Source organism: Microvirga brassicacearum, assembly GCF_008757455.1.
Lineage (GTDB): Bacteria > Pseudomonadota > Alphaproteobacteria > Rhizobiales > Beijerinckiaceae > Microvirga > Microvirga brassicacearum.
Genome location: NZ_VCMV01000050.1, coordinates 1 through 17,091, shown reverse-complemented (window position 1 = coordinate 17,091; position 17,091 = coordinate 1). Strand labels below are relative to the sequence as shown.

19 protein-coding genes and 1 pseudogene are annotated in these 17,091 nt (G+C 59.0%); 9 read left to right on the top strand and 11 right to left on the bottom strand.

Annotated elements, in window-relative coordinates; genetic code table 11:
* Nucleotides 1–6: 6 nt before the first annotated feature.
* From FEZ63_RS20565 to FEZ63_RS20545, 5 genes are all read right to left on the bottom strand, one after another.
* The gene (locus tag FEZ63_RS20565) at nt 7–483 is read right to left on the bottom strand and encodes a DUF2231 domain-containing protein (protein WP_150948005.1); all 477 of its coding nucleotides are present in this window, start codon (nt 481–483) and stop codon (nt 7–9) included.
* Nucleotides 477–1,592 carry an SDR family oxidoreductase gene (locus tag FEZ63_RS20560; protein ID WP_150948002.1) on the bottom strand — a complete coding sequence of 372 codons (1,116 nt, stop codon included), beginning with the start codon at nt 1,590–1,592 and terminating at the stop codon, nt 477–479. Before FEZ63_RS20560 ends, FEZ63_RS20565 begins: the two co-directional genes overlap by 7 nt.
* Nucleotides 1,589–2,104 carry a hypothetical protein gene (locus FEZ63_RS20555; protein ID WP_201274233.1) on the bottom strand — a complete coding sequence of 172 codons (516 nt, stop codon included), beginning with the start codon at nt 2,102–2,104 and terminating at the stop codon, nt 1,589–1,591. Before FEZ63_RS20555 ends, FEZ63_RS20560 begins: the two co-directional genes overlap by 4 nt.
* Nucleotides 2,073–3,896, bottom strand: a complete 1,824-nt coding sequence (locus FEZ63_RS20550) for a family 1 glycosylhydrolase (RefSeq protein ID WP_244622913.1) — start codon at nt 3,894–3,896, stop codon at nt 2,073–2,075. The genes FEZ63_RS20555 and FEZ63_RS20550 overlap by 32 nt, the downstream gene beginning before the upstream one ends.
* A gap of 168 nt (nt 3,897–4,064) precedes the next feature.
* Nucleotides 4,065–4,757 carry a CBS domain-containing protein gene (locus tag FEZ63_RS20545; RefSeq protein WP_150948000.1) on the bottom strand — a complete coding sequence of 231 codons (693 nt, stop codon included), beginning with the start codon at nt 4,755–4,757 and terminating at the stop codon, nt 4,065–4,067.
* A 331-nt stretch (nt 4,758–5,088) separates the two neighbouring features.
* Between FEZ63_RS20545 and FEZ63_RS20540 the strand changes: the two genes are divergently transcribed.
* The 4 genes from FEZ63_RS20540 to FEZ63_RS20525 all read left to right on the top strand — a co-directional run bounded on the left by FEZ63_RS20540 (nt 5,089) and on the right by FEZ63_RS20525 (nt 8,326).
* Complete coding sequence (locus tag FEZ63_RS20540; RefSeq protein WP_150947998.1) at nt 5,089–5,937, top strand: LysR family transcriptional regulator; 849 nt, start codon at nt 5,089–5,091, stop codon at nt 5,935–5,937.
* A gap of 366 nt (nt 5,938–6,303) precedes the next feature.
* Nucleotides 6,304–6,663 carry a hypothetical protein gene (locus tag FEZ63_RS20535; protein ID WP_150947995.1) on the top strand — a complete coding sequence of 120 codons (360 nt, stop codon included), beginning with the start codon at nt 6,304–6,306 and terminating at the stop codon, nt 6,661–6,663.
* Complete coding sequence (locus FEZ63_RS20530; protein ID WP_150947993.1) at nt 6,660–7,934, top strand: hypothetical protein; 1,275 nt, start codon at nt 6,660–6,662, stop codon at nt 7,932–7,934. Before FEZ63_RS20535 ends, FEZ63_RS20530 begins: the two co-directional genes overlap by 4 nt.
* Nucleotides 7,935–7,981: 47 nt before the next feature.
* Nucleotides 7,982–8,326, top strand: coding sequence for a nuclear transport factor 2 family protein (locus FEZ63_RS20525; protein ID WP_150947991.1), 345 nt, complete (start codon nt 7,982–7,984; stop codon nt 8,324–8,326).
* A 219-nt stretch (nt 8,327–8,545) separates the two neighbouring features.
* Here the strand turns inward: FEZ63_RS20525 and FEZ63_RS20520 are convergent, their stop codons facing one another.
* From FEZ63_RS20520 to FEZ63_RS20500, 4 genes are all read right to left on the bottom strand, one after another.
* Nucleotides 8,546–8,854 (bottom strand): hypothetical protein, encoded by a 309-nt coding sequence (locus FEZ63_RS20520; RefSeq protein WP_150947989.1) that lies wholly within the window; start codon nt 8,852–8,854, stop codon nt 8,546–8,548.
* 417 nt (nt 8,855–9,271) lie between these two features.
* Nucleotides 9,272–9,679 (bottom strand): nuclear transport factor 2 family protein, encoded by a 408-nt coding sequence (locus tag FEZ63_RS20510; RefSeq protein ID WP_150947985.1) that lies wholly within the window; start codon nt 9,677–9,679, stop codon nt 9,272–9,274.
* Entirely contained in the window at nt 9,673–11,274 is a 1,602-nt protein-coding gene (locus tag FEZ63_RS20505) for an FAD-dependent oxidoreductase (RefSeq protein ID WP_150947983.1), read from the bottom strand. Before FEZ63_RS20505 ends, FEZ63_RS20510 begins: the two co-directional genes overlap by 7 nt.
* 833 nt (nt 11,275–12,107) lie before the next feature.
* Nucleotides 12,108–12,479 (bottom strand): HPF/RaiA family ribosome-associated protein, encoded by a 372-nt coding sequence (locus tag FEZ63_RS20500; RefSeq protein WP_150947981.1) that lies wholly within the window; start codon nt 12,477–12,479, stop codon nt 12,108–12,110.
* A gap of 253 nt (nt 12,480–12,732) precedes the next feature.
* On the opposite strand from FEZ63_RS20500, the gene FEZ63_RS20495 reads away from it, so the two are divergent.
* The 4 genes and pseudogenes from FEZ63_RS20495 to FEZ63_RS26080 all read left to right on the top strand — a co-directional run.
* The gene (locus tag FEZ63_RS20495; RefSeq protein WP_150947979.1) at nt 12,733–13,104 is read left to right on the top strand and encodes a DUF488 domain-containing protein; all 372 of its coding nucleotides are present in this window, start codon (nt 12,733–12,735) and stop codon (nt 13,102–13,104) included.
* 58 nt (nt 13,105–13,162) lie between these two features.
* A complete protein-coding gene (locus FEZ63_RS20490) occupies nt 13,163–13,765 on the top strand; it encodes a hypothetical protein (RefSeq protein ID WP_150947977.1) in 603 nt (200 codons plus the stop codon).
* A 66-nt stretch (nt 13,766–13,831) separates the two neighbouring features.
* Complete coding sequence (locus FEZ63_RS20485) at nt 13,832–14,722, top strand: ATP-binding protein (RefSeq protein ID WP_150947974.1); 891 nt, start codon at nt 13,832–13,834, stop codon at nt 14,720–14,722.
* A pseudogene (locus FEZ63_RS26080) lies at nt 14,719–14,880 on the top strand (cation-transporting P-type ATPase); the annotation flags it as partial. The gene FEZ63_RS20485 and the pseudogene FEZ63_RS26080, both read left to right, overlap by 4 nt.
* Before the next feature lie 19 nt (nt 14,881–14,899).
* On the opposite strand, the gene FEZ63_RS26075 reads toward FEZ63_RS26080, so the two are convergent.
* Nucleotides 14,900–15,076, bottom strand: coding sequence for a hypothetical protein (locus FEZ63_RS26075; RefSeq protein WP_338042244.1), 177 nt, complete (start codon nt 15,074–15,076; stop codon nt 14,900–14,902).
* On the opposite strand from FEZ63_RS26075, the gene FEZ63_RS26070 reads away from it, so the two are divergent.
* Nucleotides 15,063–15,668: a P-type ATPase actuator domain-containing protein gene (locus tag FEZ63_RS26070; protein ID WP_338042242.1), complete on the top strand. Its 606-nt coding sequence runs from the start codon at nt 15,063–15,065 to the stop codon at nt 15,666–15,668. The genes FEZ63_RS26075 and FEZ63_RS26070 overlap by 14 nt on opposite strands.
* A 588-nt stretch (nt 15,669–16,256) precedes the next feature.
* Here FEZ63_RS26070 and FEZ63_RS20475 read toward each other — a convergent pair.
* A partial coding sequence (locus FEZ63_RS20475) for a tetratricopeptide repeat protein (RefSeq protein ID WP_150947972.1) occupies nt 16,257–17,091 on the bottom strand: 835 nt, incomplete at its 5' end.

Genomic DNA, 17,091 nt, shown 5'->3' with positions numbered 1-17,091 from the left:
GCCCCGTCAGGTCGTTGGGTCCGAAACACCGACACGGTGTCGATAGACCATCTCCCACCCGCGCCAGCCCGTGTAGAGCAGGATGAGAACAACGAGCAGCGAGATGAGAAGTCCCGTCGGCAGCACGGCTGCATCTCCGGCCTCGTAGCGGCGATACCAGTTCCACAACGAGAGGAGGACAACGACCACGTTCCCAATCATGTGGTGCCAGGCCGCGGACAGGTTGCGGATGCGCTTGTCTCCCAGGAAGTCCGTCAGGCCGGCAACGGCGGCGAGCGCGGCCATCACCAAAGCAGCGCCGAGGAGGTAGAGGGACGCGGTGCTCCACCCGGTGTTGCCAGTGTTCCAGAAGAGCAGATCGCACACAAAAGTAGCCACCAGGAAGGCTACAGGGAACGGAATCAGCATCGGATGGAGCGGGTGCCCGGCGATGCTCGCGGTGGTCTTCGGGTTTGGCCTGTGGGTAGTGTTCTCTGTCAGCATAACTCTCTCCCTCTCAATGAACGTTTTCTCAGCCGATGAAAGACAGGCACTAGCGTCGCCGCCGCAATGACAAGCCCCACGACCGAAAGGCCGGCGAGGCCCCGCACCGACGACGCTGAGGCGGTGATCGCGCGAGCTTTGGACATTCCGATAAAACGACCCGGGAGGTTTGCGTTATCCGCCACCGGCTGGAAGAGATTACCCGATCTGGGATCCGCGGACTCGCCCGTCATTTGGCCGTCCCAAGCGCGCCGGGCGATCAGGCGGTCCAGCAAGCCCGGCGCGACCATCATTCCCAGGATCGCCTGGATGGTCGGCGACCCCACCCACAGCTCCCGGGGAGCCTTACCGGCGGCTCTCAAGATCGCCCTTGCCGCCACCTCCGGATCATAAATGGGCGGGACCGGCTGTAGGCGGCGGGGGAGGCGACTTCGTGCCCAGTCGAATTGCGGGGTGTTTATCGCGGGCAGGTGGACCATCGATACGCGGATCCGGCTTCCCTCATGGATGAGCTCAGTGCGCAAGGAGTCCGTGAAACCCCGCGCCGCCGCCTTGGCCGCGCAATAAGCGGATTGAAGCGGGATCGATCGATAAGCGAGAGCGGAGCCGACTTGGACGATCGTACCGTCGCCCTGCTTTCGCATGTGCTTCAGGGCGCTCAGCGTGCCATGCACCTGCCCCAGATAGGTGACCTCGGTGACGCGCCTGAACTCGGCGGGCGTGGTCTCGGCCGCAGGCGCGAACACCGTCGCCATGGCGTTGTTTACCCAGACGTCGATGCGGTCCCATTCGGCAACGATCCTGTCGCCGGCAGCGTCGATGGCCGCCGGATCGGCAACATCAGCGCGGATCACCAACGCACGGCCGCCAGCTTGTTCAACCTCTTGCCTCGCTGCATCGAGTCCATACTCGCCGCGAGCGATCATGGCGACAGCCCAGCCCTTACGAGCGAAGGCAATAGCAGTCGCGCGTCCCACTCCCGCGGAGGCACCGGTGACGACCGCCACGGGCCGTTCGCCTCGGTGAGCGCTATCGAGCAGGGCCGGCACGCCGTCGAAATGCGTGAACCCGCAAACGTTCGTTTCCTGCTCCTCAACTGCGGAAGTCATCTGAACATCCTTTGTGCGACCGCCGCCTCGGGGCCGGTACGGCCATTGCCGGAGTGCAGGTCATCGACCCCTACATGAAGCCGGCGGTGCACGAACGGGAATGTGACCCCGAGCGACAATCCCCAGAGCAATTGCGCGAGCAGCAGCCCCGCTGCCGGATAGCCACGCAGGATCGGTTCGTCCGGCAGCCATTGCAGAAGCGGAACGGGCCCAATCATCCAAAGCACGAACCCAAATGCCAACCCGAAGAGCCAGCCGCCCTGGATATCATTGGCGGCGCGCTGGAATAGCCAGCCGTAGAGAATACCGTCTACGAGGAACAGTCCGCCACAAACGACGATAGCGATCGGGAACGACGAGCCTGTCGCGTGAACGGGAGCTTCGAGAGAACCAAACAGGAGCAAGACGATCAGGGCCGGTACGGTTGCAATTAAGCCCGTGATTGTCCCGGCCAGCAATGGTCGTTGGGTCGGACCGGCATTAAGTCCATGAGCTTGCAGCATGCTCAACATAGGAGCCTCTCCTGTTGTTGCTGTCGCGCCGTGCCTCGTGCAGCACGGTATCGATCGACGGATCCTGGCCCATCTCGGCCTCGAAAAGACGGACGAGGTGCTTGTAGGCCAGGCCGACCGTCCTTGGATCGCGATTGAGATCGAACAGGCCAACCGGGTTGACGTTGCCCAGTGCCTCCCGCAGGGCGATGTCCCAATCGACCTGATCGGTGAGCGAGTACCAGGTGAACCCCACGACGGGCACACCGGTATGGCGGATGAGTTGGACGTTGTGCCACTGCCGCCAAAGCCAGCGCGGGCCGTCGCGGGCATCCATGCGGTTGGTCTCCGTATGCATCATCGGGCGCCGATACCGCTCGTAGTACTGGCCGGCGATGGCGTACCATCCGAACAGCTCGCCGAGTGCTTGCGCGTCCCCTTGGCTGTCGATGAGCTTCTCGTTCCACTCGTAGTAATCGACTCCAAGGATCGCGCGCGAGCGAACGTCTTGGGCCATGAACCAGGCGTATTCCTGCGGTGGCATGCCGTGCTCGGAAAGATAGGCGCGTGTGCTTTCGTGCACGGGACGGGCGTAGAGTAGATCGAGCGGCAGGAACCGCCGCTCGTTCTCGAAAGCCGCGATGCGCCGGATCTCGGGATCAGGACAACAGGGCTGGTAGAACTCGCCGCTCTCGCTGTTGACGAACACGGCCTCCGGCCGCTCCTCCGCAATCGCTTGCATCATCAGCACATTGGCCTTGGCCAGGTGCCGGACGGCAGTCACGAAGGCGCGCTCATCCCGACATTGCTCGTTCCAGAGGCCTTCGAGGGCGCTGAGCTTTGCGCAGACGTACATTTCGTTCACGGGCGTGTAGAACCGCACCCACGGATAGCGACGTGCGAAGGCTCGCGCATACTCCGCCAGCGCGTGGGGAACCTCCGGGTTCTGGAAGTTCTGTAGCCAATCGGGGAGCCCGAAATGGCACAGATCCATGATCGGCACGATGCCGAGCCGCTGCATTCCATCCGCGACCTCGTCAAGGAAGCTCCAGTCGTACTTTCCCGAACCCTGATGAATGAGGTGCAGCGGAGGACCGTAGCGCAAGTAGCGGAGACCTAGATCCCGCACGAGCTCGAGGTCGGTTCGCCAACGGCGATAGTGCCCGCAGGCCGCCATCTGATCCATGCGCCAGCGCCCGCCCTCGAGAGTTGGATAGCTGCACTCGATGCCGGTGGCGAACATGAAGCGGTCGACCGAGGCTCCGGTAGGGTTGCGTGGAGCGGAACCTGATACGCCTCGCGCTACCCGGAGATGGAGCGGACGGTTTGTCGGGAAACCAACCGGATGGGTATAGAGCGCGCCGAGCACCGCGCCCCAGATGAAATGACCGATGATGATGGATGCCAATACGAGAACGCCGCCGTCTAATCCGAACAGGCCTGACCAAGGCATGGCCCCGGTTAGGACGAGCGGGTTCATCAGATCCAGTTGCGGACGCATGACGAAGACTGCCAGAGGCAGCGGCACGAAGGCGAAGGCCAGGCCTTGGAAGATCGGGCGCAGCGGAAGGACGGACCAAAAGAAGTACGCGTAGAAGACCGCCCAGATCGCGCCGACGACCAGATGCAACACAAAGCCTACTGCCCACGATGCCCATGGGCTTGCATGCGGTAGAACCACGGATCCGAGCGAATTTACGATATCGAAGAACGGAACCCCCGACCAAATCAGCGCCCGCGCGATTATCTCCCATACGACCGCACCCGCCATGCCGGCGAGGGCTGCCTTCCGATAAGCGACCGAGCGGATCATGATCCCTCCGATCTTCGACCATGACCACGCGGCCATTCACCATTGGATGGGAAACAGGCCTAAAGGTTCCCAGAGTGCTTCTGCTCGCGCATTGCCGCTTAAGGCTCCTCATTGTTCCGGCGCGAACCGACACCCGACCCGTCTCCGGTCGAGCTCGCTTTCGGGCTTTCAGAAACTGTAGAAGTCGGGACTCATCACCATAAGATGATCCTCCACCGCCCTCACACCCGGCACGTTTTTCGCAGCGAGACGGACCGCGTTCCGTTCCTCTTCCGATTGAACAAGGCCGAACAGGTGAACAACGCCGTTCTCGACGACAATATTCTTGGCAAGAAGATGTGCCCAGGGCTGCGCGTCCAGCTCATCGCTCAACTGCTGCCGAATCGTGCGGTCGGCGATGCTCATCGGCTTCGACACGTCAGTTGTGGCCAAGACTCCAATCAGGTTGCTGCGGCTCACGATGCCGACGAGCTTCCCATCTCGCACGACAGGTACGCGTCTGATCCCATTCCGCGCCAGGATGTGGGCCGTATCGGCGACGGACGTGGCCTCCTGAACCGTGACCACGTCCGTGGTCATGACGTCGCCCGCAGTCCGTCCGTGGGATTTTGCATAGTGCTGGGCCAAGGCCGTGGGATTGGTGAAAAACCCGTGCCACCAGGAATGGCGTTGTTCTCCTGCTATTTTGGCGTGCCCGATCAGATCGCCCTCGCTGACAATCCCGAGCACGCGGTCTCCTTCTCCAACTACCGGAACACCGCTGATGTGATGCTCCCGGAGTAACGCAGCGATCTCGTGGATTGATGTGTCGGGATTTACTGTGACGACGGCACTTGTCATGATGTCCGCGGCGGTCAGCATCCCCACCTCCTACTGGCCGACAGCGGGCTTGTGGTATGCCGCTCTCCGCGCCTCCGCCTTAAGGTGCGCTCAGGATGGATAAGTGACAATTGAAAAACATTGCAGGATCAATTCATTATCTTTGCTCACCGACTCAATCCCGTTCGGCGCAGTTCGAACCTTGTGATGGATGTCCGAACGATGCCTTGGTCCAGGATCCATTTGGGATGCCCCGTCCTTCGCGCGCCCTAAGTGACTCGCTTTCTGCCATCACAAGGGATTCCGAGGTAGTTTCCTAGCGATTATTCTAATTTCATTGACATTTGAACGCAATTTTCATGTCATGCCTCAAATGGACATCGAACTCGCCCGGACCTTTCTCGAAATCGTTTCGACCGGAAGTTTTGTCAGGGCCTCCGAACGGCTAAATGTCGGTCAGACCACCGTGAGCGCCCGAATTCGAAATCTGGAGCAACAACTCGGACGTCAACTCTTCGTTCGTCATAAAGGCGGTGCTTCCCTGACTCCGGCTGGCGAACAATTCCTGCGTCACGCACCAATGTACGTTCAATTGTGGCAGCGTACGCTCCAGCAAGTTGCGGTGCCGCCGGGTCGCCGCGCCGCCATGACGGTTGGAAGCGAGGTGAGTTTGTGGCAACCGCTCCTTGTTAACTGGGTGAGATGGATGCGCGGCTCGCTTTCCGACATCAGTCTTCGCGTTCACGTCGATGTTCCACAGGACCTAATCAAGCAGGTGGCATCCGGAATGGTCGACATCGCGATCATGTATGCACCCCAGCATCTGCCGGGGCTGAAGATCGACCTGCTGTTGGAAGAAAAGCTGGTTCTCGTGACAAGCGACCCCGACACACGCTTCATGGACGGCACGGACTATCTGTATATCGACTGGGGGCCGGATTTCACACTACAGCACGGTATGAATTTTCCCGACGTGGCACCGGATCTCTTTGTAGATCTAGGTCCGCTCGCGCTGAGCTACGTTCTTTCGGCCGGCGGTTCGGGTTACTTCAGGATGAGCGCGGTCCAGGCTCATTTGGGGACTGGTGCGCTCCACCTTGTTCCCGAAATGCCTCAGTTCTCATATCCGGTATACGCGGTGCATTCGGCCAATGCGGATATGACCATTGTCGGACCCGCCTTAGCCGGACTTCACACCGTTTCAGACGCGAGCGCGAGATAGTCGGTTTTGGGCTACCGACATAGCGCCGCGGACAATCATCGCAAGCTTATTGAGTGCTTCATAAATGCGCTCGGAACATTGCCTAATCGACCGCAATTTCTTTGGATTCAATGCGCAATTTATTTTGTTTGATTTCGGTTAGGCCAAGTCAACATACCTTATGGTGAAAGGTCCTTGCCCAAGAAGACGCGCTAGGATTCTCACAAATCTGTAATCGTCTGGTATCTCCGCGAGAGAGAAGCGTCACCTTTCTGAGTCGCAGGTCCTACTGAATAAGCCGTATGCAGCCGATCTATTTTGGCAAACAGCGGGGTAAACCGATGTCAATCGATCAGACGCCAGAAGAGTGTCCAATCAACGTGGAAGATGCTCCATCGCGCCCACGACCCGCCGGCTCCATTCCGGATCATCGCAGGGACGTGCGGTCTCTTGCCGACCTCGTCAAGTTCAGCGCGCTGGTTTCGCTGCTCGCGATTTTCGGTCGACGCTGCCATTGGCCACGCGATGATCTGGGGCAACGATCCCTATTGGACGTATTGGGTCACCGACACACTCCTCATGGCGACGGTGTTCGGCCTCGGCACCGCATTGCTCGGAACGGGACTGGCCCGCGGCGCGCTGATCACCGCGGTCCACATCCTCCTTCTCACTACTATTACTGGTCGTTGTCGCCCATCGGGCTCCCGTCGCAACCCGAGTGGCTCGATCTCGAACACACCTGGGTGACCGGGTTACCAGTGCATTTCAGCGTCTATTACCTTGGCTATGTCGCCGGTTTGTGGTTATGGCGGCGCCGATCCGCAGCGGTTGCGTTTCGGTCAGTTCAGCCATCGTCTTCATTGGCAGCCGAAGCGGTGCTGGCGCTGGTGACGGCGGCGGGCGTAGTGATCGTGCTCGGGCTGATACAAGCCTTAGTGCTGCAAGAATTTCCCGGGATCACTTGGTTCGTGGTGCGGCTAGCCGTTGCTTTTCCCTTCACTCTGGCTTGGTGGATGGTGGCGGGCACTGACCGCACCGCCGCGGTCGGCGGTGGCATCATGATGGGCTTTCTTCTCACCACGTACAGCCATTATCTCGCCCCAGTGGGTCTTCCGAACGACCCCGTCCGCCTTCTTGCCGAGGACCCGCCCCCGGCCGTCGTTCATTGGCTGTCATACCGGGAGGAATTCCTCGTGATCCTTCCCATCACCCTGATCGTCGCGAGCCTTGCCTATCTGGCTGCCGGTCGGTGGCGTCGAAGGCATCAACAACAACCTACAAACCCTCTCGGGCGAGCGGGGATCGGGAGTGTCCTTGCGGGCACCCTCGCATTGGCGGCCCTGGGAGCGGTGGCAGCCCTTTACACCGGACCTGAAGCCAACCAGGCAACCGTAAGCTCGACCGGGTCCGGGAATCTCGAGAAGGGGACCCCTTTTGAAGGCGAGGCGATCACCACGACAGCCACGCTACGCATGAGCGTCGAAAACCGGAACACCCACAGGACACCGTTGCCACCGCATGACCGAGTCGACATTGATGCGACGGTCAACAGCCCGGACGGGACCGTGTATGAAATCCGCGCCGTTGAACCGATGGTCACAGACCCCCAAGGCCGATTCACCACATGGTCCGGCATCGGCTATGACGTGTGGCACCACGGCCGCAGCGGCATTGGCTCCTCACGCTTGCCTCCCATTCAGTCCAATGTCGCGGTCTTCGCTCTCGGCAATATCAGCGCGAACGGCCGGATCGTCGCCGCGGGAATCCCCGTGCATGTGATGACCACCTCCCGGGATGGGGCCCGCCTGGAGCTCCACGTGGGCGATACGGATTTTCCGTTGGCAGGAGTCCCTGAAGGTCACTTGCGTGTCATGTGGTCCGACTACGTCGGCGGCCACACCAGGTCCGGAGTCTACGCAAGATACTCTTTCGGCGGTGGATTCCTGCTTGTCATTCTCGGCTTTGCCGTAGCCGCGGCCCGGCGTCAGGCTCGCGGAACCTTCCTCCTGCAAGATTGAATGTTGAGCGGCGTACTGTCAGCTCGAGCCATTGAGTGGAGCATAGAATGAAGAGGTCAGCAGCGGACGTCTTTGAGGATCACCTGAGACTGCGAATCACCGGTCACCTCGAAGAGGATCTTCGCCGTAACTACGCCGACGATGTCGTTCTCCTGACTGTGAACTCCAATGCGCGCGGACACGACGCTATCAGGATGTCTGCCGGCCGACTCAATGAACAGCTTCCCGATGGGACGTTCGAGTTCATAGCCAGAAAGGTAAGCGGTCCCTACGCTCTTCTTATTTGGCGGGGCCATTCGTCACGTTTCAACGCGGCGGACGGAGCAGACAGCTTTGTGATTGAAGATGATAAAATACGATTTCAGTCGATCCACTATCGCCTCGAGGAGTGAAGGCCAACGGCTGCTTCAAGGATTGCAGAGAGCGCGTCCAGGACTTTCTCCTTTGGTTGACCCGCTCCCGGAGCTCCGCCTTGGCTGGGCTTCGCTCCGTTTCACACGCGAGCACGCGATAGCCGGCTCGGCATAGCGCCTATGATGGCACTTCGCCAACGTGGTCGGCGCAGCGGGCTTGTGCTTATCAATCCGTACCCACGCGAGGCGCGTCACTTGTCAGGAGCCGCCCATCTCCCGTAGGGCGCCGTGAGCCAAAGAGGAGACATAGCAGATGAAGTAGTTCACGAGGGCGACAGCATAAAGCTCAGCCGCTTGTTCGTACGCCGCTTCCCGCTCGGCCCTCATCCCGCGGCCTTGCGCCACGGCTCCAACGAGGCCGAAGGCAAGGACCGCCACCCGCAAACCGGTCCCGGGGGCCTGGCCGCCCATACCGTCCAATATCGTGCAGATCATCACCACGAGGGAGGCTTTCGCAAGTGCTGTTAAGGCTGTGCGATAAAGGACCATTCCGAATGTTGGTGACATCGGTTGCTCAACTTCACGGGGCGGCATTCCAACCTCGTTTTGCAGCACACTGACTGGAACTATTGATGACTAAACCACCATGATCAAGCACAGGACGACGGGACGTCTAACCGTATGGCCTCGATCTTCTGGACGATGTTCGGCTTTGCCTTCTTGGATTTGCACCGATCAAAGGCAGCGATTGCGGCGCGGGCCTGATCCCGATAGCGTTCCGTTACGGCTCTCAAGAGGACCCCTTTCTCCCGTCCCGGGTACCACGACAGCCCGCCCACTTTGGCTAGCTCCAGCGCTACGATTTCAACTTCTTCATCCGTCAAGTCTGGAAATCCTCGCGAGAAGACCATGGTCATGTACTGAAGTAGACTTAGCGCACAGATGGCACGCTTTCGCCGGTCGGAGTGAGCTGGGGACCTAAGGCTATCCGCCCAGCATCTCCGAAGACTGCCATGCGAGGAGTTTCCATTCGCGCCCTCTCTTTCTCCAAACACGCATATTCCTGTGGTTATAAACGTCCTGTTCTCCTTCAATGCGGGCGTGCCCTCGCATTTGCCCGACCAGAATGACCAAGTCGCCATCTGCCCGGTAACCTGTTTCAGTCAGATCGACATCATCGGAATAGGTCAAACCATGGGAATGCACGGCGGTGATGTAGGTTCGCTTGTCAAAGATCTGTCCTCTGGCACTGATGTAAATGAACTTCTCATCCAGAATGACTTCCATAACGTTCGTATCGTTGGCGCGGATGGCGGCGAGCCGCAGCTTCTCGGTTTCTCGGACCGCCGCAAGCGCGACCTCGTCTGGGTCTTTTTCTCGATTGCTCAGCATGGGTCCGCCGAGGTCCTTTCGCGAGGCTCCGCAACCGGGTGCGAAATGCCCATCATTTCCTCGAAGAGGACCTCTGCGCGTAGTCCTTCCAGGTCACGGTGGACGACGGCTACGGCGCAATCGACGCCGCCGCGCCGAAACGTGATCGCGCAATCTCTCTCCGCAATCTGGCCTTTGATAACAGCCGTTTCCCATTTCTCGGCATGGCCGATATATCCAAGGCTGAAATCATATTGCTCAGTCCAGAAGAATGGCACACAATCGAAAGGTTCGCGCATGCCTAAGATATTCCGCGCCGCGGTCTGGCCCTGTCGTTCCGCCACAACCCAATGCTCGACGCGAATATTCTCGTTGCTGAGCCGATCTGGCCAGCGCGCAATGTCTCCGGCGGCAAAGATTCCGGGTGCGCTTGTTTGCAGGTACTCGTCCACCAGGACGCCCCGATCGATCCTGAGACCTGCTTGCTCGGCCAGCGTGATGGCCGGCCGGACACCGATTCCCACCACTATGAGGTCGGCATCGAGCCTTTCTCCGCTCTCCAATGTCACGCCTTCGCCGTCGATAGTCCTGACGGTCGTCTCGAGATGGAAGGTTACGCCATGGTCCTCATGCAGGCTGCGGACAAACGTTCCGATGTCCGGCCCCAAAACTTTCTCCATTGGGATGGCGTCCGGGGCGACGATGTGCACCGCAATCCCGCGCGCCCGAAGCGATGCTGTTACTTCAAGGCCAATAAAGCTGGCGCCGATCACTACGGCTTGCCGGGCCACGAGAGCCTTGGCGACAAGCGCGCGGCCGTCCGTCAGTGTGCGCAGGTAGTGAACGTGAGGAAGGTTGGAACCGGGCACCTCCAGTCGCACCGGGTCGGCACCGGTGGCAAGGAGGAGCGCATCGTAGTAAAAGCTGGTCCCATCCACGAGTCGTACTTCGTTGGCGGTCGGGTCGATCGCAGCGACCCGCGCGTTCAGCTTCAAATCGATCTCGCGCTCCTTGTAGAACTCCAACGATCTTAGCGCATTGGACGCGTCCGACGCCGTTCCGGCAAGAAAACCCTTAGACAAATTCGGCCTGTCACAGGGGGCGGAATCGTCGGCACTGAGCATGGTAAGGCGGCCGACATAGCCTTTACGGCGCAGCATTTCCGCTGCGGCATTTCCCGCAGCACCCCCGCCGACGATGACGACGGACCGTAGCGCGATCGAGGAGGGCTGAGCGCGTCCTCGCGCGGCGTTTTCGATCTTCTCGGTTACATAGAGGACGTTCCCCCGACGGTTGATCCGCCAACAAGTTAGGGGAGCTAACGCCGGAGCGCGAATTGCTTCGCCCGTACGAAGGCAGAAGGAGGCATGATGCCAGGGACAACGGATGGTGACGCCTACGAGCAACCCGTCCTTGAGAGGCGCTCCGTAATGCGTGCATGACGCGCCGATCGCAAACACTTCCTCCCCGTGCCGCACGAGAAGCACTTTCTCGCCCCCGACGTGACCTGCGAGGATCCCGCCATCCTCAAGCTCGTTGAAGTGAACGCCCTTCGCGAAATCCGGATTGGTGGAGTTCTTGACATCCGTGCGTGGCAACAGCCTGGGAGTTCCCATGGTCGGCCTCTTGAGCAGGAGACGAAAAATTACCCAGGTCGTCAAACCTGAATATCCGTTGCGACGCGTGCTGCTGATCAGGAAAATCCCATCCGCAAGTCAACTTTCACTTCACCGCCGAGGAGAGTTCCATGAACATCCCGACGCGGCAAACGAATTTGTTTGGTTCTATCAAGCAGAAATTTTGTTCGGACGGTGGAAAGCTCCTCATCGCTTGTAAGTAAGCGGCAAGCCAATCAATCGCGCTGAACCGAACGATGATCTCGCGAGTGCCGCGCTCGGAAGGCCCGCATCAAGTCACCTTGTTCGGAGGAAAATTTGAAGGTCCTGCCGGTTACAAGTACTTCGCGACCTCGGTGCTGGAATTTGCTAAAGCGAAAGAAACCTCGGGAGGGTTACCCGCCTGCCGAATACAATATTTTTGATTTTAACATCTATACAAATTCGTTTGCCGAATATTTGAGCGACGTGCCAAAATAGCTGGGCAGCTTGCCGAGAAAAAAAGGGCTGGCCATGCATAGGTATGCGAGCAGGTTCAGTCGCTATCGACCCAATCGGTCATTCGGACCAAGCCGTAAGCCGTCATGCAGCCGTCGTCGAGGCTTCTAGGAGATCGGCCATGTCCTCCGTCAACCTATATCGCTCTCGAGAGAATGATCAAAACTTATTGGCACTGTTCCAGAACATCTGGTTGTCCCGGGACAGCGGGTTGTACCTGCCTTCGCTACGTAATGCCCAATCCGTGGTCGCCAGTAAGGCAGATCACTTATCTGACTCGAATACCGCTTTCGGTCACACGGATGCGATCGACGCGCCTTCCGCAGCGAGTCCGTCTAGAGTTGCGCACCGTCCAAGAAAACGGTCGTCTTGTTTGGGCGGCGGCGAGCGCGATTTTCCCTCACTTCTCGCTTCATGCGTCGCGCTTGCTTGGCTGCCTTTTCCATTGCGATGTTGAACGCCTGATAACAATCACTGCCAAGCCCGCCTGCGGAAATCATCTTCAACGAGCCAATCTGCAAGTTAACGGTGCAGCGGAATTGTTGTCCTTCTCGGCCGAAATAAACAGGAGCAGCCATCAATTCGTCGCCGAAGTACTTCCCAACCAAGTGAGATACGCTCTCCCGAACATGATGTGGCAGCGCCTGTCCAAGATCAACATTCGCACTCTTGACCGTTATGACGCCCATTGGCTTCTCGAGTTTCATGAAAGGCCTCCTTATTCGTTAAGAAGTACGCGAGCCCGATTCCAACGAGACAAGCGAACCATGCTCAACCCTTATGTAAGACCCGTGCCGCTGAGTTTCATCCCCTGCGTCCAAAAGGACAGCCCGAGAAAATAGGACGCAGTCGATTGTGGTCGGGTACGGGAATGGTACGGGAATAAAAATCGAAATAGGAGGCGTCACGAAAGCGTTCAGAAGTAGGAAAGTCCGCACGGACAGCCCGTGGTGATTCGCGATGAGCACAAGAATTCCGGCTGACAACGTCAGGCTGAAGCGGGCCTACGAACCGCCAGCCGATGATGACGGAGTCCGAATATTGGTTGACCGACTTTGGCCCCGTGGGGTTTCCAAAGAATTCGCCGCGTTGGACATCTGGATGAAGGACATCGCACCCAGCACGCGGCTTCGCAAGTGGTTCGCGCACGACCCCGCCCGCTGGCAGGAGTTCCGCGATCGGTATGCTCGGGAGGTGCTTCAGAAACCCGACCTGCTCGATCGGTTGCGGTTCCTTGCACGGCAAGGTTCGATCACGCTGGTGTATTCCGCTCATGACGAAGAACATAATGATGCAGTCGAATTAAGGGAGCTGATTCTGGCGCATCAATAGAGCAAGTACATGAGATATCGGCGATTGGCGTACCACGTTCTAATTTCAGGAGGTCGCAATGTTGGTCCAGTCGGCGAATCAAGAAGCTCGAGAAGCGGTTGGTATCTTTGATGACCCGGAGCATCTCCAGGACGGCATCGATGAATTGCTTAGTTCAGGATTTGATCGTGCCGCACTAAGTCTGCTCGCTGGAGAGCAGATAGTGGAGGAAAAGCTCGGTCACCGATACCGGAAGGTCGAAGTGCTGGCTGACGACCCCAACGTCCCACGTTCGGCCTATGTTTCGATGGAGGCGATCGGTGACCTAGAAGGTGGATTAATCGGTGGACTCACATATGTCGGGGCCACTGCCGCTATAGGCGCCGTTGTCGCCTCCGGTGGCACGCTCGCGGCAACCATCGCCGGCGCAGCGTTGGTCGGAGGCGTCGGCGGCCTCGTTGGTTCGGTCCTTGCCAAATGGGTCGGCGAACACCACGCGAATTATCTTCAGGAGCAGATCGATCATGGCGGTTTGTTGTTGTGGGTGCGGGCGGATGATCCCGACGCTGAAAAGCGCGCAATCACCATCCTCAAGAAGCATTCCGGCCGCGATGTCCATGTCCATCCGTTGTCCAAACCTCCTGGAGCGAAGGAAGACAGCCATTGTCCCATGATCGCATGACGTCGGCGGATAATCCCGCTCGTCGCGCAACACGGACTTTTCTCGAAATGAGCAAAGGCGATCTTGATGTCACGCAATTCGCTTCATGAAGAAGACCTGGTTCCGTCATCGGGAGAGCAACAACAAGAAGGGCATCCGCAGGGAGTGTCGCTTGAATCCGAAATCGCATCGGAGAGGCGGTCGCGCGCCACGCAAAGCCTGACGGCGCTCGGGGAGATGACCGGGGGGATCGCCCACGATTTCAGGAATCTCCTGGCAGTGATCGAGTCCGCCCTGAGACTTGCGGAAGGGAGAGCCGACGAACCCGAGAGGGTGCGTGCCTACCTTGGTGAGGCGCGCAAGGAAATCAGCCGAGGGAGCACATTGATCTCGCAACTTCTCGCTTTCGCGCAGCACCAGAAGCTCGTAGCCGAGGCCGGCAACGTGAATGAGTTTCTCAGTGTTTTTGAACCGTTCCTGAAGCATGGCGTCGGACCAGGAATCCGCATCAAGTTCGACCTCGCACCTAATCTCCCGATCTGTCTCGTTGATCCCGCACTGTTCGATGCCGCGGTCCTCAATGTCGTCACCAACGCGCGCGATGCCATGCCGAGTGGCGGTGAGGTTCAAATCATTACGGAGCGATGGGTGCAGAGTACGGCAACCCCGGATCCACCCGGGCCGGGCGTTTATGTTCGCATCCGCGTCAAGGACCACGGCCACGGCATGCGTCCGGAGGTGCTACGAACCGTCTTTGATCCGTTCTTCACGACCAAGGGCGAAAAGGGTACCGGGATAGGGCTGCCGCAGGTGCATGCGTTCACGAGGATGGTTGGCGGTCACGTCACTATTGCGAGCGAACCGGGTATCGGGACGGTTGTCGATCTTTTATTCCCGTCAGTCGAGCCGGAGGATGCTGTCGATAGGCAACGAAGTCGCTCCCCGCTCGAGGGCCAGCCTGGTCATCGCGGGCGATGATCTCGCAGCGCAAACGGCCATGGCATAGCCAATCCCTGCAAGAGGTCCTTTCGACGCTCGAGATCTCAACTGAGGGACGCTTCAACGGCGAGGCGGCAACGCGTCTGTCCACCCACGGCCCGAACGAGCTTCCCGCCGCAGCGGGACGCCCGGCGCTCGTGCGGTTTCTGGCGCAGTTCAACAACGTCCTGATCCATTTCCTGCTCGTCGCCGCTGTCGCGGCATTTCCTGCTGGGTCACCTCGTCGACGCCGCCGTGATCGTCGCGGTCGTGATCGTCAATGCCATCGTGGGTTTCATCCAGGAAGGCAGGGCCGAGCAGGCGCTCACCGCTCCGCGGCATGATCGCACCCAACGCCTTCGTCCTTCGCGGCGGCCAACGCACGAAGATCGCCGTGCGCGATCTCGTGCCGGGCGATATCGTCTTCCTCGAGGCCGGTGACCGGGTTCCAGCGGACCTGCGCTTGCTTCGCGCGCGCCGCCTACTGATCGACGAGGCCCTACTCACGGGCGAGTCGGTGGCGGCCGAGAATGACGAGGCACCCGTTCCCGCGGAGGCCGACTTGCGGGACCGGCGGGACATGGCGTTTTCGGGCACACTGGTGGCGGCCGGCCAGGCCACGGGCGTGACAGTCGAAACCGCGATGGGCACGCAGATCGGTCGGATCAGCAGACTGCTCCAGACGGTGGAGCCGTTGAGCACGCCGCTGCTGCGCCAGCTCGACCAATTCGCTCGGCGCTTCACCTGCGAACTGGGATGTCACCAGCCGGGGTTTGAAGCGCCTGATTCGTGCGCGAGTGCTTTGTATCCAGCTTTCTCGGCATCGGACTTGGTGGGAAAAGGCGCCATGAGGCGATTGCAGTCCATATCCTCAACGCACCAGCCCTCTGGAACGCGACGACACCAACCGATCTGGACATCGCCGTTTACGGCGATAAAGGCATAGAGACCCGATTCAACCCGCACCATCGTCATGGGTCGTTCGATCCCGGATTTGTCATGTGATGACATATGGACCACTCAAGCCAGTTCGACAGGAACACCAATGTTGCCCGTCAGGATTCGCCCGGCCTTTGGCTAGGCTCTCATCGTGAGCGGGGTACAGGCTGCATGTCCATTTCCGGGTTGTTGTCCCATTGAGCGGCTCCCGTTGCCAAATCGATCCACAGATCAAAGCGCCGCGGAGCTGTCTGCGGATCACCGCCGCACTTTCCTCCATGCCTCTCGCGCACTGTGAGGTTCGCGAGAGGCATGGAGGACCTCACCACTTCGATGGACGAACAGCGCAACTCTTCCGCGGTCAGTAGCCCGTGTCGCAGGATTACTTCGCGTGCCTTTACCAGCACCTTCTCAGAGGCCAACGCTGGAAAAGCGACCACCGTTAGAAGTGCAGCGGATGCAATCTTGCGAAAAGTCACTTGCATGTTCCTAGTGTTGCGGATGCGGGCAAAAGGAAATTCAAAGGGGCCGAATGAAACTGCCTAGACGTTGACGTGCAGGCCCCAAGTTTGCGGGAGGATGTCTGCAAGTTCGCCTACTGAGATGGTGACCATTTCTCAGCTCTTGCTTTTAGCCCGTTGATCCGTTTCTTGCTCATTTTTTCCTCCTGCACTCTCATATTGTGGGCGCTGTCATCCATGATCGTTCCCAAGGGAAATTCCGAGTGCATGTTCTTGCGCGCTTGCGAATTGGCCAACGCGAACCAGAAGTATGCCTCGTCGTCGTTTTGAAGCGTTCCCTGTCCGTACATGTGCATCACGCCAACGCCGTAGATGCTTTTCGGAATTCCTTTACGAGCCGCAATCATGAAATTACTGAGGGCTTTTTGATAATCAACAGGAACACCCAGACCTTCGTAATGCATAAGGCCGATGTTGTCGTAGGCTAACGTCCCGCCGTTATCGGCCGACCTCAAGAAGTATCCCATCGCTATTACGTAGTCCCGGGCGACACCCTCGCCTAGCTGGTAGAAGACACCGACATCGTTCTGTGCCTGCGAGATGTTACTCTCGTCCGCTGCTTTTCTGATGAACATCAAGGCTAAAAGGGGATCGGCCTTAACACCGCGACCCTCCTGATACATTTTCCCGAGATAATACTGCGCCCGGCCATCCTTGAGCGCCTTCTCGTACAGCTCGACGGCACCTTTCTCGTCTTTTGGGATGCCGTTTCCAAGCTCCTTCATGCGAGCGAGGTTCGTTCGAGCAATAACCTCGCCCTGGTCGGCGGCCTTCCCGTACCAGAATGCCGCTTTGGCGGGATCGGCCTTTGTTCCAAGACCAAGGGCATGGGTCACACCGAGATCGGTCTGCGCGGGCACGTAGCCTGCTGTCGCGGCTCGCGTGAGAAGGTCAAAGGCCTTTTTCAAA